20 protein-coding genes, 1 tRNA gene and 3 pseudogenes are annotated in these 24,134 nt (G+C 61.4%); 16 read left to right on the top strand and 8 right to left on the bottom strand.

Annotated elements, in window-relative coordinates:
• Positions 1 to 133: 133 nt before the first annotated feature.
• The 3 genes from F3W81_RS09305 (at position 134) to F3W81_RS09295 (ending at position 2,398) form a co-directional block, all read left to right on the top strand.
• Positions 134 to 397 carry a DUF2312 domain-containing protein gene (locus F3W81_RS09305; RefSeq protein WP_193083306.1) on the top strand — a complete coding sequence of 88 codons (264 nt, stop codon included), beginning with the start codon at positions 134 to 136 and terminating at the stop codon, positions 395 to 397.
• A 186-nt stretch (positions 398 to 583) separates the two neighbouring features.
• Positions 584 to 2,254, top strand: a complete 1,671-nt coding sequence (locus tag F3W81_RS09300) for an ABC transporter permease (RefSeq protein WP_193083305.1) — start codon at positions 584 to 586, stop codon at positions 2,252 to 2,254.
• 68 nt (positions 2,255 to 2,322) lie between these two features.
• A tRNA-Thr gene (locus F3W81_RS09295) sits at positions 2,323 to 2,398 on the top strand.
• Between the two features lie 81 nt (positions 2,399 to 2,479).
• On the opposite strand, the gene F3W81_RS21165 is transcribed toward F3W81_RS09295, so the two are convergent.
• From F3W81_RS21165 to F3W81_RS09280, 3 genes are all read right to left on the bottom strand, one after another.
• Positions 2,480 to 2,755, bottom strand: a complete 276-nt coding sequence (locus tag F3W81_RS21165) for a tyrosine-type recombinase/integrase (RefSeq protein ID WP_407692477.1) — start codon at positions 2,753 to 2,755, stop codon at positions 2,480 to 2,482.
• Between the two features lie 99 nt (positions 2,756 to 2,854).
• Positions 2,855 to 3,244: a hypothetical protein gene (locus F3W81_RS09285; protein WP_193083304.1), complete on the bottom strand. Its 390-nt coding sequence runs from the start codon at positions 3,242 to 3,244 to the stop codon at positions 2,855 to 2,857.
• A 181-nt stretch (positions 3,245 to 3,425) separates the two neighbouring features.
• Positions 3,426 to 3,827, bottom strand: coding sequence for a RidA family protein (locus F3W81_RS09280; protein WP_193083303.1), 402 nt, complete (start codon positions 3,825 to 3,827; stop codon positions 3,426 to 3,428).
• Between the two features lie 148 nt (positions 3,828 to 3,975).
• On the opposite strand from F3W81_RS09280, the gene F3W81_RS09275 reads away from it, so the two are divergent.
• Positions 3,976 to 4,599, top strand: a complete 624-nt coding sequence (locus tag F3W81_RS09275; protein WP_193083302.1) for a TetR/AcrR family transcriptional regulator — start codon at positions 3,976 to 3,978, stop codon at positions 4,597 to 4,599.
• Positions 4,600 to 4,797: 198 nt separating this feature from the next.
• On the opposite strand, the gene F3W81_RS09270 is transcribed toward F3W81_RS09275, so the two are convergent.
• Positions 4,798 to 5,679 carry an aldo/keto reductase family oxidoreductase gene (locus F3W81_RS09270; RefSeq protein ID WP_193083301.1) on the bottom strand — a complete coding sequence of 294 codons (882 nt, stop codon included), beginning with the start codon at positions 5,677 to 5,679 and terminating at the stop codon, positions 4,798 to 4,800.
• 93 nt (positions 5,680 to 5,772) lie between these two features.
• Here F3W81_RS09270 and F3W81_RS09265 point away from each other — a divergent pair, with 93 nt between their 5' ends.
• The gene (locus tag F3W81_RS09265; RefSeq protein WP_193083300.1) at positions 5,773 to 6,684 is read left to right on the top strand and encodes a LysR family transcriptional regulator; all 912 of its coding nucleotides are present in this window, start codon (positions 5,773 to 5,775) and stop codon (positions 6,682 to 6,684) included.
• A gap of 425 nt (positions 6,685 to 7,109) precedes the next feature.
• Here the strand turns inward: F3W81_RS09265 and F3W81_RS21160 are convergent.
• A pseudogene (locus F3W81_RS21160) lies at positions 7,110 to 8,476 on the bottom strand (IS481 family transposase).
• A 597-nt stretch (positions 8,477 to 9,073) separates the two neighbouring features.
• Here F3W81_RS21160 and F3W81_RS09255 point away from each other — a divergent pair.
• Positions 9,074 to 9,847: a FadR/GntR family transcriptional regulator gene (locus F3W81_RS09255; protein WP_193083299.1), complete on the top strand. Its 774-nt coding sequence runs from the start codon at positions 9,074 to 9,076 to the stop codon at positions 9,845 to 9,847.
• Positions 9,848 to 9,863: 16 nt separating this feature from the next.
• Here F3W81_RS09255 and F3W81_RS09250 read toward each other — a convergent pair whose 3' ends face one another.
• Positions 9,864 to 10,571, bottom strand: a complete 708-nt coding sequence (locus F3W81_RS09250; protein ID WP_193083298.1) for a DUF1028 domain-containing protein — start codon at positions 10,569 to 10,571, stop codon at positions 9,864 to 9,866.
• Positions 10,572 to 10,673: 102 nt separating this feature from the next.
• Here F3W81_RS09250 and F3W81_RS09245 point away from each other — a divergent pair, with 102 nt between their 5' ends.
• The 5 genes and pseudogenes from F3W81_RS09245 to F3W81_RS09225 form a co-directional block, all read left to right on the top strand.
• The gene (locus F3W81_RS09245) at positions 10,674 to 12,257 is read left to right on the top strand and encodes an ABC transporter substrate-binding protein (protein WP_193083297.1); all 1,584 of its coding nucleotides are present in this window, start codon (positions 10,674 to 10,676) and stop codon (positions 12,255 to 12,257) included.
• 86 nt (positions 12,258 to 12,343) lie between these two features.
• Positions 12,344 to 13,291: an ABC transporter permease gene (locus tag F3W81_RS09240; RefSeq protein WP_193083296.1), complete on the top strand. Its 948-nt coding sequence runs from the start codon at positions 12,344 to 12,346 to the stop codon at positions 13,289 to 13,291.
• Positions 13,288 to 15,177, top strand: coding sequence for a dipeptide/oligopeptide/nickel ABC transporter permease/ATP-binding protein (locus F3W81_RS09235; protein WP_193083295.1), 1,890 nt, complete (start codon positions 13,288 to 13,290; stop codon positions 15,175 to 15,177). Before F3W81_RS09240 ends, F3W81_RS09235 begins: the two co-directional genes overlap by 4 nt.
• A complete protein-coding gene (locus F3W81_RS09230) occupies positions 15,174 to 16,130 on the top strand; it encodes an ABC transporter ATP-binding protein (RefSeq protein ID WP_193083294.1) in 957 nt (318 codons plus the stop codon). The genes F3W81_RS09235 and F3W81_RS09230 overlap by 4 nt, the downstream gene beginning before the upstream one ends.
• Positions 16,131 to 16,381: 251 nt before the next feature.
• Positions 16,382 to 16,858 (top strand): annotated as a pseudogene (locus tag F3W81_RS09225) (transposase); the annotation flags it as partial.
• A gap of 249 nt (positions 16,859 to 17,107) precedes the next feature.
• Here F3W81_RS09225 and F3W81_RS09220 read toward each other — a convergent pair.
• Positions 17,108 to 18,301: pseudogene (locus tag F3W81_RS09220) on the bottom strand (IS3 family transposase).
• A 98-nt stretch (positions 18,302 to 18,399) separates the two neighbouring features.
• Entirely contained in the window at positions 18,400 to 18,852 is a 453-nt protein-coding gene (locus tag F3W81_RS09215; RefSeq protein ID WP_193083293.1) for an Lrp/AsnC family transcriptional regulator, read from the bottom strand.
• Between the two features lie 103 nt (positions 18,853 to 18,955).
• On the opposite strand from F3W81_RS09215, the gene F3W81_RS09210 reads away from it, so the two are divergent.
• The 5 genes from F3W81_RS09210 to F3W81_RS09190 all read left to right on the top strand — a co-directional run bounded on the left by F3W81_RS09210 (position 18,956) and on the right by F3W81_RS09190 (position 24,108).
• Complete coding sequence (locus F3W81_RS09210) at positions 18,956 to 19,636, top strand: AzlC family ABC transporter permease (RefSeq protein WP_193083292.1); 681 nt, start codon at positions 18,956 to 18,958, stop codon at positions 19,634 to 19,636.
• Positions 19,633 to 19,929 carry an AzlD domain-containing protein gene (locus tag F3W81_RS09205; protein ID WP_193083291.1) on the top strand — a complete coding sequence of 99 codons (297 nt, stop codon included), beginning with the start codon at positions 19,633 to 19,635 and terminating at the stop codon, positions 19,927 to 19,929. Before F3W81_RS09210 ends, F3W81_RS09205 begins: the two co-directional genes overlap by 4 nt.
• 889 nt (positions 19,930 to 20,818) lie before the next feature.
• On the top strand, positions 20,819 to 21,022 hold the full coding sequence (gene rpsU / locus F3W81_RS09200; protein ID WP_193083290.1) for a 30S ribosomal protein S21: 204 nt from the start codon (positions 20,819 to 20,821) through the stop codon (positions 21,020 to 21,022).
• 325 nt (positions 21,023 to 21,347) lie between these two features.
• Entirely contained in the window at positions 21,348 to 22,022 is a 675-nt protein-coding gene (locus F3W81_RS09195) for an SDR family oxidoreductase (protein ID WP_193083289.1), read from the top strand.
• A gap of 424 nt (positions 22,023 to 22,446) precedes the next feature.
• Positions 22,447 to 24,108 (top strand): sulfatase-like hydrolase/transferase, encoded by a 1,662-nt coding sequence (locus F3W81_RS09190; protein ID WP_193083288.1) that lies wholly within the window; start codon positions 22,447 to 22,449, stop codon positions 24,106 to 24,108.
• Positions 24,109 to 24,134 lie beyond the last annotated feature (26 nt).

The raw sequence follows: 24,134 nt of genomic DNA, 5'->3' as shown, positions 1-24,134 counted from the left end.
AAAGCGCCTAGTGCAGTCACGTCAGTGTTGCAAGCCTCGCGCAAAGGGCGTCTCGCCTCTTGCGGCAGGGGGCCGGGGCGGCTAGCAAGGGGTCTGCTGCTGCTCAACACAATTCGAAGACGCAAGGAAGACCATGGAAGACGAAACCAGTGCCGATTCCAACTACCGCGTAACCGCTGGCGAATTGCGTCAGTTCATCGAGCGGATCGAGCGCCTCGACGCCGAGAAGAAGGACCTCGCTGAACAGCAGAAAGAGGTGATGGCCGAAGCCAAGGGGCGTGGCTATGACACCAAGATCATTCGTAAGGTGATCGCTCTGCGCAAGCGTGAACCCAATGATATCGCTGAAGAAGAAGCGGTTCTTGAGATGTACAAAGAAGCCCTCGGGATGTCCTGAGGCATCTGGTCTGTGCGGCCTCGCCGGGCGGGGCCGCAGACCCGCGATAAACTTTGCACAAGATCGGGGCCTGAAGATGTCGGCGCCCTGGTCTTGTGACACCCGCTGCAACGCCACTGCCTGTTTGATCACCTATCGCCCGCTCTGATCTGGACAGACCTGAGCGTTTAGGGCAACCAGACGGACATGCAGCGCGGCGCTCCTCCCCCTCCCTCCGTTTCCGGCGCAAGGCGCAGGTTTTTCCGTGGCACGGGCCTTTGGTCTTTCGGCGCGGCGCTGATTGCGCTGGTGGTGCTGGGGCCGATCCTGTCGGTGATCTGGACGGCGCTGTGGCCAGAGGAGAACATCTGGCCCCATCTCGTTGCGACCACCCTGCCGCGCTACCTGTCGAATTCTCTCATCCTGATGGCCACGGTCGGCGCGATCACGGCGGCCACAGGCACGGGCGCCGCATGGCTGATCACCCGCTATCATTTTCCGGGCTCGCGCTGGCTTGAGTATCTTCTTCTGCTGCCGCTCGCGATCCCTGCCTATGTCGGGGCCTATGCGCTGGTCGACTTTCTGGAGTACGCAGGGCCGGTGCAGACCGGGTTGCGCAGCCTGTTCGGCTGGAGCAGTGCGCGCGATTACTGGTTTCCCGACATCCGTACAAAGACCGGCGCCATCATCGTGCTGTCTGCCTCGCTCTACCCCTATGTCTACCTGCTGTCGCGCGCCGCCTTTCGCGAGCAATCTGGCGGCGCGGAAGAGGTCGCCATGTCCCTCGGCAAGGGGCCCTTCGCGCGCTTCTGGCGTATCGGGCTGCCGATGGCACGTCCCGCCATCGCCGCCGCCGTTGCGATCGTCATGATGGAAACAGTGAATGATTTCGGCACGGTCGATTACTTTGCGGTTCAGACCCTGACGACCGGCATCTTCTCTGTCTGGTTGCAAAGCTACAATGCCGGGGGTGCGGCGCAGATCGCCTGTGTGATCCTGGGTCTAGTCGTGGCGCTGGTGCTGCTGGAGAAATCCAGCCGGCGTCGCCTGAAGTTCTATGCTCTGTCGAGCCGCCACCGTCCCGTTGTGCGCGTGCCGCTGCCCGGTTGGCGGGGCAGGGTGGCGATGCTGCTCTGCGCCTTTCCCTTCGTCCTTGGGTTCGTGCTGCCCTGCGCGGTGATCCTGTCGCACGCCTGGTCGCAGTCCGGCGCATGGAGCGATCCTGGCCTGCTGCGCGCCTTGGTGCATACGATTACGGTCTGTGGCATTGCGGCTGTCGTCACCGTGCTGGCGGCCGTGTTTCTTGTATATGGCGTGCGGGTCTCAGGAGCCGCTCTGCCAAAGCTTCTTATGCCGATCACCACGATCGGCTACGCGGCACCCGGCGCGGTGTTGGCGGTTGGCATCCTGATTCCCCTGGCGCTGATGGATCACAGGCTGGCGGATATGACGCAGATGCTGACAGGCCGGGATCCGGGGCTGATCCTGACGGGGACCGCCTTTGCGGTCGTGCTGGCGTATTGCGTGCGCTTTTTCGCCATTGCGCAGGGCGCCGCCGACGGCGCTATGGGGCGCGTGCCGCCCTCCTTGCCGATGGCGGCCCGTTCGCTTGGCCGCAGCCGGTTTGCCACGCTGCGAGAGATACACTTCCCGATGATCCGTGGATCGCTGGCATCTGCCCTGCTGCTGGTCTTTGTCGACTGCGTCAAGGAGCTGCCCGCGACGCTCTTGTTGCGCCCCTTCAACTACGACACACTGGCAACACGCGTCTTTGAGAAAGCCAGCCTCGAGCGGCTGGGCGAGGCAGCGCCCGCAGCCATTCTGGTGATCCTGGTGGGACTGTTGGCGGTGGCACTGCTGGCACGCACCAACCGCTGAGGCTTTTGTGCGGGCGGGGCGAAAATACCCTTGATCGTGGCGGCATCACCGCGTAAATGGCGCTCAATGCCCCTATAGCTCAGCTGGTAGAGCAACTGATTTGTAATCAGTAGGTCCGCGGTTCGAGTCCGTGTGGGGGCACCACTTTTCAAAAAAATACACTGAAAACATTGGATAATATTCCAATTCTGTCCCACGAAAAAATGGTGTGGGACACATCGGGCATTACCCGAGTGAAAATTCCCTGATGGAATCCATAGCGGCCGTCGCCATTCTGCGGCGATCCGCCTTGTTGGTGTGGATCGCGGATGTGGCTGGCTGAGTGTGTGCCATCACCGCCATGATCTGGTGTTGAATGGCGCCAGCTTCGGCCAGGAGCTCACCCATGGCCTTGCGCAATCCGTGCTGGCTGAGACCTTCCAGACCCGCTGCAGCGACCCAGCGGCGCACCCGTTCGTGCAGAGAAGCTGCGCTGCGAAAGGGGCGCCCGTGCTCGCTCAGGATATATGCCTTTCCCTCGACCTTGGTCGCGCGCAGCTCAGTCAGCAGCTGGTTGGCAATCGGGACCGATACGAATGGTGATCCCTTTTTCTGCGCCTGTCAGTCCAAGTAGGTGATGCCGTCCCTGATCACTTCGTTGCTGCGACCCAAGGTGATCGCGTCAGAAATTCGGCAAGCGGTTAACATGGCGAGGAACAGCCAGCGTCGCGCTATAGAGCCATGCGGGTGGTGCGCCATGAAGGTTTTGACCTCGGCAGCTGTCCACGGCTTCGCGCTGCCGCGGCTCTTGTGGGTGTTCGCGATCCCAACGCACGGATTGGTCTTCACGCGGCCACGCGGGATCGCCCATCTGTAACCTGCGCTGAGGGCCTTGCGGCTGTTGTCGGCCTGAGTTGTCTTGCCCTGCCACTGGTCCATCAGATGGATGACGCCCTCGGGGCCGAGGTCATAGTGCAGATTGCCCAGCCGCTTGCCCTCCGGGTCTGTCATGTCGCAGACCTTCTACAGCAGAGAGCGGCGCTGTTTGAGCGTCATGGGGGAGGCGTCGCCAGCGGTGAGCCTGGGCAAACTGCATGAGGTCGAGGTCAAATACTGCCCGATCCGACAGCGCTGCGTCTTCGCAAGGCTGCCGGACCTGTCTACCGTCCTGCTTCAATCTGTAATGTGGCGATCAATTGCCGGGAATGCGCGCGACTACCTTGATCTCAAGGTCGAAGCCAGCCAGCCAGGTTACGCCGACAGCGGTCCAAGCCGGGAACGGCCTACCTGGAAAATACTGTTCCTTGACCGGCATGAGGTCGGGGAGTTGTGCTTCGGGATCGGTGTGGAAGGTCGTGACGTCGATGATGTCATCGAAACTGCACCCTGCTGCATCCAGCACGGCTTCGAGGTTCTTGAAGGCCCGTTCGACCTGTGCGGGATAGGTCTCTTCAGGCGTGCCGTCCTCGCGGCTGCCGACCTGGCCGGACACGAACAGAAGGTCGCCAGATCGCACGGCGGGGGAATACCCATGCTGGTCATAAAGCGCATGGCGCGCAGACGCGGCGGGGTAGATCGGTTCACGGGTGCCCATTGGGGACTCCTTTTCTTGGATTGACGGGTGCGAAGACCGCGTGATGGCTTTCACGCGATCCAAAATTGACATACGCTGTGTATGCCGAATATTCACATACGCAACGTATGTCAATATTCGGCGCGCAGACGATGCCAATGGGGGATGCATGGCCAAACGAACACGTGCAGAAATGATGGATGGGACGCGGCGGAAGCTACTTGCCTCGGCCCGCGCGGCCTTCGTGGAAAAGGGGTTTCACAAGACGTCGATGGATGATCTCACATCCGCGGTCGACCTGACGCGCGGCGCGCTCTACCACAATTTCGGGGACAAGAAGGGGCTGTTCGCGGCCGTGGTCGACCAGATCGATGCAGAGATGGCGTCCCGTGCCCGTGGCCTCGCAGAGGGTGAGGGCACTGTATGGCGCGCCCTGCTCGCAGAGGGCTGTGCCTATATCGAGATGGCCCTCGACCCCGAAGTGCAGCGCATTGTCCTGCGCGACGGCCCCGCGGTGCTGGGGGACCCGGCCCACTGGCCCAGCCAGAACTGCTGCCTCGACGCGACCCGCGAGGCGGTCACGCAGCTTCTGGCCAACGGCGTGCTGAGGCCCGTCGATATCGAGGCCGCCTCCCGCCTTCTGAACGGCGCCGCTCTCAATGCAGCGCTCTGGGTCGCGTCCTGTGACAACCCAGAGGCGATGCTGTTGAAGGCGCAGGAGGCCTTCCGGATGCTCGCGGAAGGCCTCCTTGCCCCAGATTCGGAGGCGACCAATGACGGAGCCAAAGGGTAATTCGTTAAGTCACCTCCAAGCCCGGCCCTGACTTGCCGTGCTTGCAATCAGGCTTTGGTGCATCGCTGTTTTCCCAACGCAGCCGCTGAAGGCTATGCGCAGCATTCTCCAATTCGGGAACGTCCGCTTTGTGGACGCTCGATGTCTTATCTGAACGTCCACTTTTCAATCATGGGGGGTATGAGTTGGCGGCGTCCTTCAGTGTCCGGTGGATCCGATAGCGTCCAGCGTCATGCATGCCTCTTCCGGCAGGTCCAACGACGCCGCGGCGATGTTTTCCTTCAGGTGGGCGACCGACGACGTGCCGGGTATGAGCAAAATGTTCGGCGCGCGTTGCAAAAGCCAGGCCAGCGCGACCTGCAGAGGGCTGGCGCTGAGGTCTGCCGCCACGGCGGATAGGGCGTCCGATTGCAGCGGAGAGAAGCCGCCGAGCGGGAAAAATGGCACATAGGCAATCCCATCGGCTGCCAGTGCGTCGATCATCGCATCGTCGCTGCGGTGGGCAAGGTTGTAGAGGTTCTGGACGCAGACGATATCCGCAATATCGCGCCCTTCCTCGACCTGCGCGGCCGTGACGTTGCTCAGTCCGATATGTCGAACGCGCCCGTCCTGTTGCAGTTTGGCCAGCGCAGAGAGGGGCTCCTTGATCGAGCCCTCGGTCGGCCCCTCTCCGAACATGATCCGTAAATTAACCACATCGATCGTGTCGCGTCCTAGGTTGGCGAGGTTGTCGTTTACGGCCTGCTCCAGAGCCTCGGCCGACATCGCGGGATTCCATGATGCGTCAGCGCCGCGCACTGCGCCAATCTTCGTCACGATCGTCAGGTCGTCCGGATATGGGGCAAGCGCCTCTCTGATGATCTGGTTGGTGACGTGCGGCCCATAAAAATCACTGGTGTCGATGTGATTTATGCCCTGCCTGATCGCTTCCCGCAAAACGGCAACGGCCGCGTCGTGATCCTTCGGTGGGCCGAAGACATGGGGGCCGGCAAGCTGCATGGCCCCATAGCCCATCCGGTTTAAAGTGATGTCGGTTCCGGGCAGGGTGAAGCTGCCACCAAGTTCAGTGCTCTTTGTCATCCGATTGCTCCTTTTGCTGCCCTGAAACTAGACTCCAACTCATTGTTCGATAAGATCGTTTAAGGCGGACGGCCTGATCGGAAAAGGCGAACAATGGATCAAGTTCGGGATCTGCGGCTCTTCATTGCTGCGGCACATCATGGTGGCTTTCGTGGAGCGGCGCGGGTCACGTCAGTTCCAGCGTCGACGGTCAGTGAAGCTGTGAGACGACTGGAAGACCAGCTCGGAACGCGGCTCATGAACAGGACGACGCGAAGCGTGGCCCTGACGGTGGCAGGCGAGGAACTGATGAACCGGATCGTCCCAGTGCTCGCGGGTCTCGACAGCGCGTTGGAGACGGTCGCTGGTTTCGGAAAGGGCCTGCGGGGAACCCTGCGGCTGAATGTGCCAGGGGCGGTCACGCGCACGATCCTGCCTCCGATCGCGGCGGATTTTCTGCGGGCCTACCCGGAAGTCAGTCTCGACATCACGGTCGATGACGGGCTTGTCGACATACTTTCGAGGGGGGCAGATGCGGGCATTCGCTATGGAGAGACCCTGGCGCAGGATGCGATCTGCGTGCCGATCGGACCGCGCAGCCAGCGGGCCGCCACCGCGGCCTCTCCTGACTATCTGGCCAGGCACGGCACACCCGGCCATCCGCGCGATCTGCTGGCGCATGCCTGCCTTCGCACAAGGTTTCCGGGCGGGGCATTCACCGAGTGGGCGTTCGAAAAAGGCGGCGAAAGTCTGACGATCAATCCGAGCGGCCCCCTATCGATCAGCACGCAAGCTGCCGAATTTGCCATTGCAACGGCGATCAGCGGGCGGGGAATCGTCGCCACGTTCGAGGACTGGTTGCGTCCCGCCATGGATGACGGTCGGCTGACCCCGGTGCTCGAAGACTGGTGGCCCAGCTTCGAGGGACCATTCCTGTATTATTCGAGCCGCCGCCACATGCCCCCGCCTCTCCGAGCCTTCGTGGATTTCATCAAAGCTCGTCCGCGAGACACGAGGATCTCGTAAGTCGAAACATGGGAACCTCCTTTGGCGTCCTTGAATATGAAGGTAAGATGATCGTTTTACATTGCGGGCTGGCAGGAACCGAGGGCGGTTTTGTCCGCTTTGCTGCCGATCAGGTGTGCCTGAATGATGCACCTGCAGCGAACGGCGGCTTCTGCGCGCGACATCGCAACATGAAGCGTCGCACTATTTCGTCAGAGGGCCGCCTTTGCACAGTCCGCTTTCTGCGGATACTGTTGAAAAACTCCTGCTACTTCTCAGCAGTAGTCTAAAGTTGGAACTTTGTTCCTATCGATACTGAACCGGGGCTCATCTCCGGCCTCCACCTTCAGAAAAGGGAACGTTGTTCCTTCCAACACAGCCGCGCAGACTCACCGGCGAGTTTTTCAACAGTATCTGCGCCTTCCAGACTTTGGCACCTCGTGCAACTAGGTGTTCAGTCCCGGCATCTGGTGGATCGGGTTTATGATGAATCGATCTGGCTCTGAAGTCCAGATTTGCAGATGTATTCGTAGGGTGTTAGGCCGTTCAGGGTCTTTAGCCTGCGTGCGACGTTGTAGGTGAGGAGGGAGAAGCCGACAGTCCTGCGGACTGTTGGCCCCGACGCAAGATGAAGTCGGCGAGGTGCGTGCGCAGCTGATCATGGCTGTCGTAATGGTATCGTTTCACGTTCCGCCGTCGCCGATCCCCCGGATCGGCTTGCGGCCTCACCCTCCTCGATGGTTCGGTTCATCCGCTCGACCTGGCCGCCCCTCGGAAAAACAGTCCCCCGGACTGTTTTCTTATCCTCACGGCTCCAAGGATGGTTTGGCTTGGTCCGTCGGTGTTCGATCCCATTTGCTTCGCAGATCATGTCGAAGCGCATTTGCCGCGAGTATGCTGTGTTCCGGTTGCGGGGCTGCTCGGCGAATTGGATGCCGTTATCCGTCGCCCGGCAGGGTCATGCGCAGCATGATCCCGAGAAGGGGGGCAGGATCGTGTGGATGCGATAGGGGACTGCCTTGAGCAGACGCTCGAGGAATTCCCAGGCGGTCTTGCGGTCTGCCTTATCCACGAGTTGTGTGACTGCAAACTTGCTGGTCCGGTCAATACCAACAAAGAGATAGAGCTTGCCCTCGACCGTCTGAACTTCCGCGATATCCCCACTCGTGCATGGAAACATACACTGACGGGCAGCGGATATGAAAGAAGCCCCCTCTCGGCGATCCCAGCATCGCCTGCCGGGCAGTGGATCGGGTAACGCTTGAACTTCTGGCGCTTAGGCTTGTCGCCCTCGACATCCGGCAAGCGAGAGATCCCGTGCCGCTGAAGGTGAGGAGAGTCAGAAAACGATCCGGGGGATCGTTTTCCCCGACGCAAGATGCAATGCCGACCGGGTCAACCTCTCGGGACATTTCCTGCGGAAATACCCTGTCGGTCGGCGGATGCGGAAGCGATGGCTGAAGAGCATAGAGGCAATCATCCAGCGGCAGCAGCGTGTGTCGTCGAAATGCGACGACCATTGCCTCCTCAGCTTCAGTGAGAACGGTTGAACGCGGCTCCTTTGGCCCGGTCTTCAAGTATTCGACAGTCGCGCGCTTTCGCCACTTCGCAACGGTCTTGGGGTTCGTCGGGAAAACGATTCACCGGATCGTTTTCTGATCCTCCTCACTGCCCAGCTCCTTACTTAACTGCGCGAGCGAAGCTTGCCCCTCTCGGGATCATGCTGCGCATGACCCTGCCGGGCAGCGGATCGCTGTATTGCAGCTCTGACGGAGTGCGTTGTCGTGGCGCTCCCGTGACGAACTTGTCCCATAATGCTTCCTTCCAAGCCTGAGAAAGGATCGCACCATCAAACCGTGGGATCAAACAACTAGGGTCTGGAATGCGCCTATGTTGTTGAAAAAATCTGTTTGTGATCTGGCCCGCCTCTGACCCCTTGTTTCCATGGCGCAGCCGATACGCGCGCTGGCAGGAAAGCGTCTCGGGTCTTGATATCTGGATACCGTCGCGAAGCATGTCAGCGATTTCTCCGCCTGTCATCCTGGTACAGTGCCACGCGCGGATCACACGCTCTTCCATGACCGGCATCAGGTCTTCCTGGAGCTGGTAGAAGGCGCTTGCGAACTGGTTCGGGGGGCGCAGCCTCAGCCGTTCAAGTTCGTGGTTCAGTTCGCAGGTAACGAAGATTTTGCGTTCATGGACATAGTCGCTACGGATCAGAAGCAGGTTGGCTTCGAGAAAACTGAGCAGAGCGGCATCGAAGGTTGAAGTTGCTAGGGAATAATCAAGTTTAGCAGTCTCATATTTAAAGATGGCCATTATGGCTCGGACGGACGCCACGAAGCTGCCGTGCTTCAAATCGAAAGGCCTAGGCATTGCGCACCGGTCCTTTTGCTGTCAGAAAATTATCATGAAAAATCGCGAGATATTCGACGGTGACAAGGCCGCCCCTGCGCGGAGGTCGCGTCCCGTTCAGGTGGCCGACCAGATCAAGGATTGGGTGGTCGAGCAGGGGCTACGCATGGGCGACCGTCTGCCCAGCGAGGCCGAGCTGATCGCACGTTTTGCCATGTCAAAAGGCACAATACGCGAGGCGATGCGCATTCTCGAGGCGCAGGGGTTGGTCAAGACGCGTACCGGCCCGGGTGGCGGCAGTTTCGTCCACGAAGTCTCGGGCGAGCGCGCGCGCGCTCTGCTGGGCAACTACTTTTACTTCCGCGATCTGACGCTGAAGGACATCTACCAGATGCGCCGCCTGCTTGAGCCGGAGCTTGTCGCCTCGCTCGCCGGGACGCTGACGGCCGAGCAACTGGCCGAGCTCGAGACGGTGATCGCCAGCTACGACGCGCCATCGGTGACAGTCGATGAGGAGCGCGAACAGCACGTCGCCTCGTTGCGGTTTCACCAGCTGCTGGCGGGTTTTGCGCGCAACGAACTGCTGGGGTTCGTCATCGGCTTCATGGCACAGATCCTCAGCGACCTGACGGTCTATCGCCATCTTTACGCTCCGCCCAACCGCGAGCTGTGGCAGCGCGGGCGGGCATTTCAGCTGGAGCTGGTCGAGGCGCTGCGCATGGGCGATGCGGATCGCGCGCGGCAGGTCATGGCCGACCACATGGCGACCGCCGAGAGCCTGATGGAGGGGCAGGAGGCGCTGATGCTGAAGCGGTTCCTGACGCCTTGAGCGTGACCCGCCTCGCCTAATCGGTCGTTGGGGTCGCCGCCCCGAGCCGTTGCAGGTCCTGCTCGGATGGGGCCCGGAACGGAGCCTGACGCGTCGGAACCAGTTGCGACCAGTCCGCGTAGGGGCGGGCGGTGGCGCGTGCGTACAGCGCGGTGAGGTCGCGCAGCGGGGTTTCGGAATAATCGATACGCAGGCTTAGCGGCGGCATGTCGGGGCCGAGGCAAAGCAGCGCGGCGGACATCAGCCCGCGGCTGTCGCTGCCTGCGGCTTCGCCCGCCTGCAGTGCCTGCAGCAGCCGTTCCGCCATCGAGCCGGTGGCCGAGACGTAGGCCTCAAGCGTGGCGTCCAGAACCGATTCGCTGGTCAGCATGTTGCCAGTGACGATGACCCTTTCGGCGCTGCGGCTGGCGCAGGCCGGCACCGAGGCGTCGCCGGTAAAGGCTGCCGTGCCGCCGTGAGTGTCCAGCGCGGCCAACTGGCGGTGTGCGCGCCCCGTGTCCGGCGTGGTGACCCGCGACACGGCCTGCGCCGCTGAGGCCCCCGATTGCATTTCATCCAGCGTGGCCTCGCCCCACAACGTCGATGGCGCGGTGCCCTGGCTGGCCGAAAGCCCCGCCTCGACCCGGCCGCGCAGTACCCAGCCCCCGACACAAAGCGATCCGGTCGCCGCCGCACCGCCGAGCATGCCTGTTTCGGCGTCACGGGCGAGAATGGAAAACGTCATGGGCAACCTCCAGATTACTTGCCTCTTGAATTTATCATGAAAATTTGCGTGACTTCAATTTATCATGATCAATAAATGACAATCGCGAGACAGGAGTGGCCGATGACACAGAATTTCAGCACATGGACGCGCCGCAGCGTGCTGGGGGCAGGGGTGGCGATGTCGCTGGCTCTTGGCGCCCTTTCCCCTGCGATGGCGCAAACCCCGCCCGGGGTTCTGATCGTTGGGCAGATCGCCGAGCCGAAGGCGCTCGACCCGGCGGCGGTCACGGCCGTCAACGACTTCCGTATCCTGATGAACGTCTATGACGGGCTGGTGCGCTACAAGTCCGGCACGCTGGAGGTTGAACCGGCGCTGGCCTCAAGCTGGGACATCAACGAGGATGGCACGCTCTATACCTTCCATCTGCGTGAAGGCGTGACGTTCCACGACGGATCGGATTTCGACGCCGAGGCGGTGAAGTTCAACTTCGACCGGATGCTGAAGGAAGATCACCCCTTCCACGACACGGGGCCCTTTCCGCTGTCCTTCTTCTTCTCCTCGGTCGAGGAGGTGACGGTGGCCGACCCGTTGACGGTCGAATTCAAGCTGAGCGCGCCCTATGCCCCGTTCCTGTCGAACCTCGCCTATCCGACAGGTCTGATCGTCTCGCCTGCTGCGGTTGAGAAATTCGGCGCGGACTTCGGCCGCAATCCCAGTGGCACGGGGCCGTTTTCCTTTGCCGAGTGGAAGTCGAACGAGCATGTGATCCTGAACGCCAATCCCGACTACTGGGACGGCGCGCCGGCCACGGAAACCCTGGTGTTCCGCCCGATCACCGACGCCAACACCCGCACCGCCGAGATGCTGGCAGGCGGCATCGACCTGATGGTCGAGGTGCCTCCCGTCGCGCTGTCTGAGTTTGAAGGCGATCCGTATCAGGTGTTCGAGCAGGCTGGCCCGCACGTCTGGTTCGCGATCCTGAACGCCAAGGAAGGCCCCTTTGCCGACAAGCTGGTGCGTCAGGCGGCGAACTATGCGGTCAACAAGGCAGCCCTTGTCGACAACGTGCTTGAGGGCACTGCCGAGGTTGCTGCCGGGCCGACCCCGCCAGCCTTTGCCTGGGCCTATAACGAGGACGTGCAGCCCTATGCCTATGATCCTGACAAGGCACGGGCCTTGCTGGCCGAGGCCGGGCAGGAACACCCCGAGGTGACCTTCTTCGTGACCGAGGGCGGCTCGGGCATGCTGGACCCGATCGCCATGGGCACCGCGATCCAAGCCGACCTCAAGGCCGTCGGTTTCGACGTCAAGATCGAAACCTATGAGTGGAATACCTTCCTCGGTGAGGTGAACCCCGGACTCGAGGGCAAGGCGGACATGGCCGAGATGGCCTGGATGACCAACGATCCCGACACCTTGCCCTACCTTGCGCTGCGCAGCGATGCTTGGCCGGACAAGGGCGGTTTCAACTCGGGCTACTATTCCAACCCTGAGGTCGACAGCCTGTTGGAGAAGGCCCGTGTCGCCACCGACCAGTCCGAACGCGCCACGCTCTACAAGCAGATGCAGGCAATCGTGCATGACGACGCGCCCTGGCTGTTCGTCGCCAACTGGAAGCAGAACGCCGTCGCCAGCGACAAGGTCGAAAACTTCGCGCTTGAGCCGTCGTTCTTCCTGTTGCTGAAGGACGTCGTAAAGAACTGAGCCATGGGTCGCCCGCGCCCTGAACGTGCGGGCGACCTTTCGCAGACCTGAGCGGCCCCGTGCGGCCCCAGCCAGAAAGTGCCCGTATGACCGGCTACATCCTGAAACGCCTGCTCTCGGCCATCCCGGTGCTGCTGGGGATCACGGTGATCGTCTTCCTGATCATGGCGCTGATCCCGGGCGATCCGGCGTTGGCGATCCTTGGCAGCTACGCCACCCCTGAAAACGTCGCCAAGCTGAACCGGGACCTCGGCCTGGATGCGCCGCTGGTCACGCGGTACTTCATCTGGCTGGGCAACATGCTGCAGGGCGACTTCGGGCAGAGCTTCGCGCTCAACCGGCCCGTACTGGACGAGGTGCTGGAGCGGTTCGGAGCGACGCTGCTGCTGGCGGGCGTGTCCTTCGTGCTCTGCGCGGTCCTCGGCATCGCGGCGGGCGTGGTCAGCGCGGCGCGCCAGTTCGGGCTGGCGGACAAGGCGATCACCTTCGTCGTGCTGCTGGGCATCTCGATCCCGAGCTTCTTTCTGGGCATGATGATGATCCTGATCTTCGCCGTCGATCTGCGCTGGTTCCCGGTGTCGGGGATGAAGATGGCCTACGGCGGCGGCGGGTTTGCCGATGTGGCTAACCATTTGGTGATGCCGGCGTTGGCGCTGTCGGTGGTGGCCACCGGTGTCGTCGCGCGGCTGTCGCGGGGCGCAATGCTCGAGGTGCTGCGCCAGGACTACATCCGTACCGCTCGCGCCAAGGGCGTGAGCGAGGGGCGGGTGATCTGGGGGCATGCGCTGCGTTCTGCCATGGTCAGCATCATCCCGGTGCTGGGCATTCAGGCCGGCTTCGTGCTGTCCGGGGCGGTCTATATCGAGATGGTGTTCCAATGGCCCGGCGTGGGGCGGATGCTGGTCGATGCCATCCTGAAACGCGACATCCTGCTGGTGCAGGGCGGGGTGGTCTTCGTCGCCGCCTGCTACGTGCTGTTCAACATCGCGGTCGATGTCGCCCAAAGCCTTCTGGACCCGAGGATCAAGACATGAGCCAGTTCCTGACCCTGCTTCTGCGCAACCGTCTGGCGGCTGCTGGCGGCGTCGTGCTGCTGATCGTTCTGGCGCTGGCCCTGCTGACGCCGGTGCTGCCGCTGGCCAATCCCGATGCCACCGACACCGCCAACCGCTTTCAGCCGGTTCTGAGCGCAGGACATCTGCTGGGCACCGACCACCTGGGTCGCGATCAGCTGAGCCGCCTGCTCTGGGGCACCCGGCTGAGCTTGGCCGTCGGGATCGCCGCTGCGGTCTTCGCCGCCTCGATCGGTGCGGCGATCGGTATCATCGCTGGCTACTTCGGTGGGCGCACGGACAACCTGATCATGCGCGGCGTCGACATGCTTATGGCCTTTCCCTATATCCTGCTGGCGCTGGCCATCGTCGCGGCCCTCGGCCCCGGGCTGGTCAACGCGCTGATCGCCGTGGCGGCGGTGAACGTCCCCTTTTTCGCGCGCAACATCCGCGGCGTCACCGTCGGGCTGGCGCACAAGGAATTCATCGATGCCGCGCGGCTGGCCGGGCTGGGTCACACCCGCATCATCTTCTCCGAGATCCTGCCCAATGTCGTGCCGGTCATCGTCATTGCCATGTCGACGACCATCGGTTGGATGATCCTCGAAACGGCGGGGCTGAGCTTTCTCGGCCTCGGCTCGCAACCGCCCCAAGCCGACCTTGGCAGCATGCTGGGCGAGGCGCGCGGCGCGCTGATCACGCATCCGCTGACCTCGGTCGTGCCGGGGGCGATGATCCTCGTGATCGTGATGGGCATCAACCTGCTGGGGGACGGGGTCCGCGACGCGCTGGACCCGCGCCTGCGGTCTGGTGCGCTGGCACGGCCCATGGCGGCGACGCGGGTGGCGCGAAGGGCGCCAGTGCCGCAGAACGAGGATGCGGGCGCTGTACTTGCCCTGCAGGGCCTCGAGACCCAGTTCCACGTCAAGGACCGCGTTTACAAGGCGGTCGGCGGCGTCAGTCTGCAAGTGAAGCCGGGCGAATGCCTTGGCCTCATCGGCGAAAGCGGGTCGGGCAAGTCGGTCACCGCCCTCAGCGTCATGGGGCTGGTCGCCTCGCCCCCCGGGGTGATCACTGCCGGGGCGGCGCGTTATGACGGTGCGGACCTGATCGGCGCCCCGTATGAGACGCTGCGCCATCTCAGGGGCAATCGCATCGCCTATATCTTTCAGGACCCGCAGGCGACGCTGCATCCGCTTTACCGAGTGGGCGATCAGCTGGTCGAAGCAATCCGCAGCCACCGCCCGCTCAGCAAGTCCGAGGCCTGGGCCCGCGCGGTCGAACTGCTGAAACAGGTGCGTATCCCCAACCCCGAAAGTCGCGCCACCAGTTTCCCGCACGAAATGTCGGGTGGCATGCGTCAGCGGGTCGGCATTGCCATGGCGATGGCCAACAATCCTGACGTCATCATCGCGGACGAGCCGACGACGGCGCTGGATGTCACGGTGCAGGCGCAAATCCTGTCGCTGCTGAACGAGTTGCGCCGCGAACGCGGGCTGGCCATCGTCTTCATCACCCATGACTTCGGCGTTGTCGCGCAACTGTGCGACCGCGTGGCGGTGATGTATGCCGGGCGCATCGTCGAGCAGGGCCCGACCGAGGCCGTTCTTGCTGCCCCCGCGCATCCCTACACCCGCCGCCTGATCGCCTGCGTGCCGGAGCTGGGCGAGGGCCGGCGCAAGCTGGAGGCGATACCCGGCCTGCCGCCTGCGGTGGATCGCCTCGACCCCGGCTGCGCCTTTGCGCCGCGCTGTTTGAAGGCGCAGGCGGTCTGCAAGCAGGGCGATATCGCGCTGGCCGAAGAGGGCGCGCGCGTCGTGCGCTGCCTGTTTCCCGAAACCGACATCAGGCTGGAGCAGAGCGTATGAGCGAGGTTCTGAAACTCGACGGACTGGCGAAAAGCTTTGCCGTCGGCAAGCGTCTGTTCGGCGGCCCCAGGGGCATGGTCCACGCGGTGCGCCCGGTTGATCTGGTCGTCCAGCAGGGCGAGACGCTGGGCATTGTGGGCGAGAGCGGCTGTGGCAAGTCCACGCTGGCGCGGATGCTGGTCGGCTTGCTTCCCGCCACGTCTGGGCGGATCGAGATCAATGGCGCGCCACTGGACAATGCCGACCCATCGGAGTTCGGCAAGAAGATCCAGTACGTCTTTCAGGATCCCATCAGCTCGCTCAATCCACGCAAGACCATACGGCAGATCATGGACGCGCCGCTGAAGCGGTTGCATCACATTGACCGCGCGACGCGCACGCAGCGTATCTCGGAAATCTTTGCCAGTGTGAACCTGCGCGAGGAGTTTCTGGATCGCTACCCGCATGAGTTTTCGGGCGGGCAGGCGCAGCGCATCGGCATCGCGCGAGCGTTGGCGGCAGAGGCGAAGATCCTGATTTTGGATGAGCCTGTTTCGGCGCTGGATGTCTCGGTTCAGGCGCAGGTGCTGAACCTGCTGGCGGACCTCAAGGTGCGGCTGGGGCTGACCTACCTGTTCATCAGCCACGACCTGGCGGTGGTCGAGGCGGTGTCGGATCGCGTGGCGGTGCTTTACTTCGGTTCCGTGGTCGAGGTCGGCCCTGCCGAGCAGGTTTTTGCCGCGCCGCGCCACCCCTACACCCGGCTTCTGGCACAGTCCGCGCCCGTGGTCGGCCGCCCGCTGAGCGCCCCTGAGGGACGCGAGAGCGAGTTGCCCGATCCGCTGAACCCGCCACAGGGCTGCGCGTTCAAGGCGCGCTGCCCGAAGGCGAGTGAGATATGCGGGCGTGAGGTGCCTCCGCTGGCGCCGGTTGGCGGCACCGATCACCTCGCGGCCTGCCATCACCCGTTGTAGCCTGTGCTTTGATCAGGTTTCGGGTGCGATTTTCACCGAAGCGTTCAGCCAGAGATAGTCCTCTGCTGGACGGCCTGCGCCATTGTGCGCAGCAGCGCGAGCAGGGGCGGCCGCGATCTGCGACGGGATATCGCAGAGGATGAACAGATCGCTGCTCAGTCGATGCGTCGTGCCTCGATATACCAAACCTGGCAGGATTGCAGTTATGGATATTTTTATGAATTAAGCGCCCATAAATTCCATAGGGATGCCGGGGAACAACCTCTGGCAACCGCAGCAAGGGCATGTTCGTGAAGGCCGATTTCCTCGACCTCCCGGAACGCGACGTCTATCTCTGCCCTGCCGGAAATCAAGTGACCTACCGCTACACGCGGGAAGGCGACGGCCGGCAGGTCGGCCGCACCTGGACCAACGCCTGTCGGCACTGCGCGCTGCGATACTGCTGCACCGGTGGCAAAGAACGACGGATGACCAGATGGGACCATGAACACCTGGACGACGAGATGCGCGGACAGCTGGGGCGGGATCCCGACCGCGTGGCTGAGCGGCGCTCCACGGTCGAGCATCCCTTCGGAACAATCAAGGCCTGGATGGGCACGACCAACGTCCTGACCCGGCGGCTGAGAAACGTCCGCACGGAAATGGCGCTGAACGTTCTGGCTTACAATATCAAGCGGATGATCTCGCTGATCGAAATTCGGGGGCTGATGGCGGCGTTTCCAGGCTGAGTGGTGCGGCCAGCTTCATCGCGCTCACGAGAAGGACCTGGCAATGCAGCCGCGCGCACCAACCGTTGCAGATCAATCTCGACGCAGAGTTTCCACACAGCCTCGGCCCAAAGCTGAACGTGGTTGGTTCCGGCTATGCCGCGACGCAGCTTCACCGAACCGGCCATTCGTCCATTGAGCAGCATTTTTCGATGTCGACTGTCTGAAGTGCAGACAAAGTGAGTGAGCTGCTCCCCAGAGAGTCCTCGTTTATGAGTTAGCTCTGTTCAGGTTTTGGTCTTCGTTTGACCGGTTAGCATATTCCCGCTTTGTCAGGCCAGCGAGGCTTGAATGCGGGCGGTGGTAGTTGAAGTCATCGCGCCATGCCGCCACTAAATAGCGGGCATGGCGCAAGGTGTCGAAGAGGTGCTCGTTCAGTAATTCATCGCGCATCCGGCCATTGAAAGAGTCAACGAACCCGTTTTGCATGGGCTTGCCCGGGGCGATGTAGTGCCACTCAACCTTCCGATCCTCTTGCCACTTCAGGATCGCGTTGCTGATTAGCTCCGTCCCGTTGTCGCTGACCACCATGCAGGGGTAACCCCGCATCTCAGCGATCCGGTCCAACTCGCGGGCGACGCGGATGCCCGACAGAGAGGTGTCGACAATGGCCGCCAAGCACTCACGGCTGAAGTCATCGATCACGTTCAATATCCGGAACCGACGGCCGCAGGACAGGCTGTCGGACACGAAGTCCAGACTCCAGCGCTGGTTCGGCCCCTGCGGAATGGCCATAGGCGCTCTGGTGCCAAGGGCACGCTTTCGGCCACCCCTTGCCCGACAGGGTATTGCGAAGCAATGCCCGAAAGGAGCGTTTGCGCACTGTGAGGCCTTCCTCCTTGTAGATGCGATACAGCTTCTTCCAGTTCACGGACCAGCCCTCACGTCGCAGCAGAAGATGGAGCCGCCCCCTCTCGGGACATTGCCGCGCAATGCCCTGTCGGGCGGTGGATACCCGAAGCGTCGCCGTTCCGACGACAGATCCTTCAGTCGGGCCCGTAATTCAGTGTCCTTCCGATCGCGTTGGCGGTCGTCGATACACACGCGGATCAATCCCGACCAAAGCGCAGGCCCGCCGCTGTCGATATCCCTTCTGTGTCATGGCCCAATCCACAGCTCTTCGCCACACACCGGGCCTTAGAAGTTTTTTCCCAGCATTTCCTTCAGCGTCGAGACATCCATCATCTGTTCGGCCAGCAGCTTCTTGAGCTTCGCGTTCTCAGCCTCCAGCGCCTTCAGCTTCTTCGCATCCGACACTTCCATGCCGCCAAACCGGGCACGCCATTTATAAAAGGTCGCATCGCTGACACCGTGCTTGCGACACAGATCCTTCGCCCCAAGCCCGGCCTGGTGCTCCTTCAAAATGCCAATGATCTGTTCTTCCGTGAACCGTGATCGCTTCATCGTCCGTCTCCTTTACAAGGAAAAGACTCACCCCAAATCGAGGACTTTTCAGGGAAGCAGGTCATGAGCCTTCACTGCTGTCGCGCCAATGGCTGTTGTCAGATCGGTAGTTCCGATGTGGCCTTCTCGGTTGAAATCACGATGGATGTAGAGAATTTTCGGACGGTTTTATCGGCAAAGAAAAACCGATGCGTGAAGGCCTCGTAGGCTGCGATATCTTCTGCCATAACCACAAGGATGAAGTCGGATGCGCCAGCGATGCAATAGAAATGCGTCACCTGCCGATCGTCACGCGCTTTGCGTTTAAATGCGTCAATCTGATCAAGCCGGTCCCGTTCCAACTCGACCGTCACGATGGCGGTGATGCCCAATCCCAAGGGTTTCGGGTCAAGGATGGCCACTTCGCGTTTGATCACGCCAGCGTCGCGCAAGGAGCGCATACGTCTTTGGACGGAAGCGGTCGAGACGCCAGTGGCATCCGCGAGCGCTTGAACAGGGGTCCTTGAATTCTTCTGAAGGTGGTCGAGAAGTTTGCGATCTGTCTTATCCATGATCGTCATAACCCTACTTTACTTAAATTAGTGATGCGAAACGATCACTTTATCGCAGTGTTCAATGTATCTTGCATCAAGTCCATAATCTATTAAAATTGATATGAAACACGGTGCATTTGCTATTCTTCCCCTCGCTCTTGGAGCAGCCATCTACGGCTTTGCTTTCGGTCTGCTTGCCGCTCAAGTTGGTTTTCCATGGTGGGGAGTCGGGCTGATGAGCGCCTCTGTCCATGCCGGATCTTCACAAATCGTCGCGGTGGAACAATTCGCCAGCACGCAGACAGTGCTTGGCGCTGCTTTGGCGGGGGCGGCGCTGAATTTGCGATACATCGGCATCGTCGCGTCCCTGTCAGACGTGCTCGCAGGGCTGCCCTTGCGCACCAAGCTCTTGGCGATCCACATCACAGGGGACGAAAACTGGGCGCTGACAATGGCAGAACGCGCAAAATCTCCTGACGTTGGGTCTGACTTCCTGTTGGGATCGGGTTTGGTGATGATCAGCGTCTGGACAGCTTCGACCACGGCGGGAGCCTTGGTTGGCGCGGTATTGCCCGATCTTGAACGATTTGGTCTGGGATTTGCTTTCACGGCGGCGTTTATCGCGATGGCGCGAGGGCTTTGGCGCGGACAGTCGCAAATGCTGCCTTGGCTCGTTGCAGCCGCAATGACCATTTCCAGCGTATCGCTCGGCGTCCCCCAAGCCTATGCGATCGTCGCCGGAACATTGGGCGGGCTGGTGTTTTTAGCGTCACGTCGTCGATTTGAAAGGGTGAAGCCATGACCGGCGCGCACTGGGCTGTGATTGGCGTTTTGGCCATTGCGGCGTTCTCTATCCGTGTTGTTGGATTGATCGCTGGCGGACGTATCCGCGCCTCGCGTCATGCGTGGGTTCTGGATGAACTTCCCGGCCTGATTATCATTTGTCTGGTTACGTCATCATTGGCGGGTCAACCCTTGCAGACGTGGATTGCTGCCGGCGCGGCATTGGGGGTGGCGGTCTTCACCAATCATGTCATTGCGACGATGACTGTTGGCGTCCTGGTCTTTGCCGGACTCGCAATGATCGGGATATGACGTTCACCAACACTTCAGTCGCTTAAAGCCAGGTCACAAAAGCCGCCATTCATGGACCTCGCAGCATCCGGCGAAGATGGCTCAGGCCTGACCATGCGGCGGCGCGGCGACGTTTCGCCCGAATGGCAGGACTGGTCGACGTGGACGACCCATTCCGAACATCTTTAGCGCGTGCGTGAAGGGTACGGGGCCAAGCCTCATAGGACATTCACGCCTACACTGCTGACTTAAGAACGCAGTGTCTCGAAAGACCTGAGGCAGCATTGCGCTTGGTCAACGATCATGTCTTCGTTGCACAGGTTGATACGATCGTTGCAGGCTCTGAAAGGCCTAATGAAACGTGTCCCCAAGATGCAAGTGTTCAGACATACACTGCTTGATCTGCTCGCAATAGCGCCGCCTTTGGGGCAGTCCCCAGTCCTGCGACACGGGTTGTCACCGGCGCGAACTCTATCGAACTTAAGGAAGTTACTACGATCTTGGGGCGAACGCAAAGATGCGTGCTGTGACTTGGTGGGTGGACGATCCGCTGGGTTTTGCGACGAAGGTGCTATGCTGAACGACACCGCATGCGGTCCTGCAGCTGGGTGCGAGCTGAGGGTGTCCTTCATCTCAAGCACTCCGATGTTGAAGCGGGCTATCAAATTCAGCAGCTTGCCGGTGCAATTGTCTCTTGCAACGGTGCTCCGCGTCTGTATTTTCGCCCCAAACGCTTCGCTCTGCCCGCGACTTTCTTGCCACTCAGCATAGCGGGCAATGGCTGGGTGCATCACGATATCACTTCTGTTCAACTTGCAACTGTTATACAGTGTAAGCTAGGACAGGTTTTCTATTCGCCTAACGTCTGAGTATCTTCGCAACTTTAAGCTAAAGAGGTGGTGTCAACCACATGCAGGTCAGTGTTCGCGACAACAATGTCGATCAGGCCCTCCGGGTCCTTAAGAAAAAACTCCAGAAGGAAGGTGTTTTTCGTGAAATGAAGCTCAAGCAACATTTCGAAAAGCCCTCCGAGAAAAACGCGCGCCAGAAAGCGGAAGCGGTTCGCCGCGCCCGTAAGCTCGCACGCAAGAAACTGGAACGTGAAGGGGGCTGAGTTTCCCTTCTTCAGTTTGAAAGTCAGAACTCCCGTTGCCTGATGGTTGCGGGAGTTTTTTATTTCAGCGGTTTTTCAAGGGTATAGCTGCAGGTTCCGGGGGGCGAAACGAGGCCGCGTTTTGGTCGTTTCGGTCAAGAGATTGCTGTGCTCGCTGGGGCTAAGCACCACTGAACTGGGGGGGCGTGGTGCGCGCAAAGCCTCGGTGTCAACACTGTTGCGCGGCCGTCTTCGTACGATGGACGGCGAAAAGTAGCGCCCTGTTGTCCCGACCTCTCAGCGCTCCATATGTCTGGAAACACCGAAGCCGGAAGGAGCCATCATCATGGCAGAGAAGACACTTTTCATCACAGGCGCATCCTCGGGAATTGGTGCTGAAACGGCACGACAGGCCGTCGCGAAGGGCTGGAATGTCGGGCTGTTTGCACGCAGCGCCGACAAACTTGAGTCGCTGGTCGAGGAGCTTGGCGACAAGGCTCTGGCCTTGCCCGGTGATGCCACCCAGGTGTCGGAGCAGCAGGCTGCTGTCGAGACGCTTGCCGCGCATTTCGGCGATGTGACAGCCGCTTTCGCCAACGCCGGCCGTGGTGCATCCGCCTCCGGAACCCTAGAGGGCGATGCGGAAGACTGGCAATCCATGGTGAACCTGAACGTAATGGGGGTGCTGTGGACGGCGAAGGCTGTTGCGCCGTATTTCCAGAAGAATCGCGGGCATCTCGTTCTCACCGGCTCTGCGGCCGGGCGCACGCATATCAAGGGGTCGGTCTATTCGGCGACCAAGTGGTTCGTGCACGGATACGCTGGCAACCTCGCCGAAGAGTTCAAGGAGTGGGGGGCCCGCGTGACGGTCATTGCGCCCGGTATGGTGGACACGCCCTTTTTCGACGAGGCCAAGCCGGACAAGCTGAAGCCCGAAGATATCGCCAACTCCGTCCTGTTCGCGCTGGAGGCCGATCCCCGCGCCAGCGTCCGGGAAATCTTCGTTATGCCAGCGAACTGAGGGCGATTCCCTCTCTGTCTGTCAGGCCCACAGGTCCGTTTGAAAGCGGACCTGTGGCGCTCCTCAACGCCGGGCTGGTCACGACTGTGCGTCTCATGGGCAACCCAAATGTGCCTGTCCATAGATGGAAGGTTAGCCCCTTGATCCGCGGCGTGGGCGCCGCTCATATTGGGCCTCGACTGAAAGGCTCGTATTTTTCGACAGCACCCCAAAATCCCCCCCTGATATTACAGAATGTGTCCGCGATAGGCGCGAGCTGACGAAACAGCTTCGACCCTCAGACGGATAACACCAGCCCCTCTGCCTGACGTGAAATCTTCCTAGTGGCGTGTGTCCGTCAGTTGGACAGGGCTTTTGCGGCCCTTTGTCTCAGCGGGCTCTGGTCTCAGACAGGGCGCAGGACCTGACCAGAGGGGACGCTGCGATGAAAGCCAGAAACATCCTGTTCGTCATGTTCGACCAGCTGCGCTGGGACTACCTCAGTTGCTATGGCCATCCGCATCTGGAGACGCCGCATATGGACCGGCTGGCGGCCATGGGGGTGCGCTTTTCCCGGGCCTATGTGCAGGCGCCGCTTTGTGGGCCTTCGCGGATGTCGACCTATACGGGCCGCTATGTGCAAAGTCACGGCGCCAGCTGGAATGCCACTCCGCTGAAGGTCGGCGAAATGACCATGGGTGATCACCTTCGGCGCGCGGGGATGGACTGCTGGCTCGTCGGCAAGACCCACATGGCCGCCGACGCCGAAGGCATGGCCCGGCTGGGGCTGGAACCGGACAGCCTGATCGGCGCCCGTGTCGCGGAATGCGGCTTTGACGTCTTTGAACGCGAAGACGGCATGCGCGCTGTCGGCCCCGATGGCCCGCTGAGCGAACCGGGCGGCACAGCTTATGACGCCTACCTCAGGGCGCGCGGATACGATGGCGACAACCCCTGGCACGACCACGCGAATTCTGGCGTCGATGCGCAGGGAAACGTGCTGTCGGGCTGGTTCATGCGCCACGCACCCGAGGCCGCCAATATCGAGGAAGCCGACAGCGAAACACCCTATCTGACCCGGCGCGGCATGGCGTTCATCGCCAGCCGGAACGACACGCCATGGCTCTGTCATCTCAGTTATATCAAGCCGCACTGGCCCTATATCGTGCCTGCGCCCTACAACACCATGTACGGCCCGGAGCATGTCCTTGCCCCCGTGCGTTCGGATGCGGAGTATGCGGCGGCGCATCCGGTGCTCAAGGCCTTCATGACCACCCCGGTGGGGCAGGCCTTCAGCCGCGATGACGTGCGACAGGCGGTGATCCCGGCCTACATGGGCCTGATCAAGCAATGTGACGACCAGCTGGGCGTGTTGCTAGATTGGCTTGAGGGGACAGGGCGGATGCAGGACACGATGATTGTCCTGACCTCTGATCACGGAGATTTTCTGGGTGATCACTGGATGGGGGAGAAAACCTTTTTCCACGACGCGGCCGTCAAGGTGCCTCTGATCATCTATGATCCCTCGGAAGCCGCGGACGTGACGCGCGGCACCGTCTGTGATGCGCTTGTCGAGGCGATCGACCTTGCGCCGACCTTCGTCGATGTCGCGGGCGGGGAGGTGCCAGAGCATATCCTTGAAGGCCATTCGCTTTTGCCGCTGCTGCGCGGGGAGGCGACGTGGACGCGTGATCGGGTGATCTGCGAATACGATTTCTCCGCGACGCCTCTCGCGGAAAAGTTGGGGCTGTCGGTGCGCGATGCCGTGATGTTCATGGTCGCAGATACCCGCTGGAAGCTGATCCACGTCGAGGGTGGCTTCCCTCCCATCCTGTTTGATCTGCAAAACGACCCTGATGAGCTGATCGATCTGGGCGCCGACCCGCAGCATGCTCAGGTGGTCGCCGCGATGTACGACAAGCTGTTCCGCTGGACCCGGCGCGTGTCGCAACGCACCACCCGGACCGAGGCGGAGCTGGTCGATTTGCGTCACAGCCTGCGGCGGCGTGGCGTTGTCCTCGGCGTCTTCGACGAAACCGAGACCGCGCAGGATCTGATCGTCGCCTATCGCGGCCGGACCGCCCCGATCCGGCGTCCACAGGACTGATCGCGCGTCCACTGTGTGAACACTTC

The organism is Pseudooceanicola spongiae (genome assembly GCF_014899185.1).
Taxonomy (GTDB): Bacteria; Pseudomonadota; Alphaproteobacteria; order Rhodobacterales; family Rhodobacteraceae; genus Pseudooceanicola; species Pseudooceanicola spongiae.
The sequence above is the reverse complement of the archived record's forward strand: the minus strand, read 5'-3'. Positions and strand labels throughout refer to the sequence as shown.